Source organism: Streptomyces sp. NPDC023481, from assembly GCF_055560195.1.
This window is the reverse complement of sequence record NZ_JBVHJE010000035.1, coordinates 1-2105: the sequence shown is the minus strand read 5'-3', so window position 1 is coordinate 2105 and position 2105 is coordinate 1. Positions and strand designations below refer to the sequence as shown.

General features: G+C 74.0%; 1 protein-coding gene. It reads left to right on the top strand.

What is annotated here, in order from left to right:
- Nucleotides 1–2105 (top strand): type I polyketide synthase (locus ACZ3ZD_RS35890; RefSeq protein WP_467407239.1); only part of this gene is annotated, 2105 nt, incomplete at both ends.

The following is a 2105-nucleotide window of genomic DNA, read 5'->3' as shown; positions in this document are numbered from 1 at the left end:
TCGGCTGCGGGGGTGTTCGGTTCGGCGGGGCAGGGTAACTATGCGGCGGCGAACGCGTATGTGGACGCGGTGGTGCAGCGGCGCCGGGCCGACGGCCTGGCGGGTGTGTCGTTGGCGTGGGGTCTGTGGGAGCAGGCCACCGGCATGACCGCCCACCTGAACGACGTCGACCAGGCCCGCATCAACCGCGGCGGATTCCAGGCGATCGCCTCCGACGAGGGCCTGGACCTGTTCGACGCCGCCCTGCACACCGGCGAGAGCCACCTCGTCCCGATCAAGCTGGACCTGCGGGCCGTACGCGCCGAGGCGGCGGCCGGCGGTGACATACCGTCCCTGCTGCGCACCCTGATACCGCACAGCCGGCGCGCTGCCGCCCGCATCGCCGCTGGTCGCGGCAGCGGTCTGGCCGGCCGGCTCGCGGGCCTGACGCCGGCCGAGCAGGAGGCCCTGCTCCTGGACCTGGTCCGCACCCATGTGGCCGCCGTCCTCGGTCACACCGGACCCGAGAAGGTCAAGGCCGACAAGGCGTTCAAGGACGCCGGTTTCGACTCGCTCACCGCCGTCCAGCTGCGCAACCGGCTCCGCGAGACCACCCGGCTCAGCCTCCCCGCCACCCTCGTCTACGACTACCCAACCCCTCTCGCCCTCGCCCGCTTCCTCCGCGACGAGCTGGCGGGAGCGAGCGGCGACGCCCTCGGCGCGGCGGCCCCCACGGTCGTCGTGGCCGACCCGGACGAACCGGTCGCCGTCGTCGGCATGGCCTGCCGGCTGCCCGGCGACGTCAACAGCCCCGAGGACCTGTGGCGTTTGGTGGTGGAGGGCCGCGACGCGATCTCCGGCTTCCCCGCCGACCGCGGCTGGGACGTGGACGACCTCTTCGACAACGACCCCGAGAACATCGGCACCTCCTACGTCGACCAGGGCGGCTTCCTGCACGAGGCAGGCCTGTTCGACGCGGGCTTCTTCGGCATCTCGCCGCGCGAGGCCCTGGCGATGGACCCGCAGCAGCGGCTGCTGCTGGAAACGTCCTGGGAGGCACTGGAGCGGGCGGGTGTGAACCCGTCCGCGCTGAAGGGCTCGGACGTCGGCGTGTTCTCCGGCGTGATGACCCAGGGCTACGGCATCGGCGGCGACATCCCGCCCGAGCTGGGCGGCTTCACCGCCACCGGCTCCGCGGTCAGCGTGGCCTCGGGCCGGGTTTCGTACGTCTTCGGCTTCGAGGGCCCGGCGGTGACCGTGGACACCGCCTGCTCCTCCTCCCTGGTCGCCATCCACCTCGCCGCGCAGGCCCTGCGCGGCGGCGAGTGCTCCCTCGCCCTGGCCGGCGGCGCGACCATCATGGCCACCCCGGGCACCTTCGTGGAGTTCTCCCGGCAGCGGGCCCTCGCCCCCGACGGCCGCTGCAAGGCCTTCTCCTCCACCGCCGACGGCACCGGCTGGGCCGAGGGCGTCGGCGTGGTCGTCCTGGAACGCCTCTCGGAGGCGCGCCGCAAGGGCCACCAGGTCCTCGCCGTCCTCCGCGGCAGCGCGATCAACCAGGACGGCGCCTCCAACGGCCTCACCGCCCCCAACGGCCCCTCACAGCAGCGCGTCATCCGCCGCGCGCTGGCGGCGGCCGGGCTCGCCGCGACCGACGTCGACGCGGTCGAGGCACACGGTACGGGCACGGCGCTCGGCGACCCGATCGAGGCCCAGGCCCTGCTGGCCACCTACGGCCGCGACCGCGAACAGCCCCTGTGGCTGGGCTCGGTGAAGTCCAACATCGGCCACACCCAGGCCGCCGCCGGGGTCGCCGGTGTCATCAAGATGGTCGAGGCGCTACGGCACGGTGTCCTGCCCCCCACCCTGCACGTGGCGGAACCCACCCCCCAGGTCGACTGGTCGGCCGGCTCCGTCGAACTCCTCACCGAGCCCCGGGACTGGCCCGACACCGGCCGCCCGCGCCGCGCCGGCGTCTCCTCCTTCGGTCTGAGCGGCACCAACGCCCACCTCATCTTCGAGCAGGCCCCCGAGGAGCCGGTCACCGCGTCCGAGGAGTACGACGGTGTGGTGCCGCTGGTGGTGTCGGCGGCGTCGCCGGGCTCGCTGTCGGCCCAGGCGGCGCG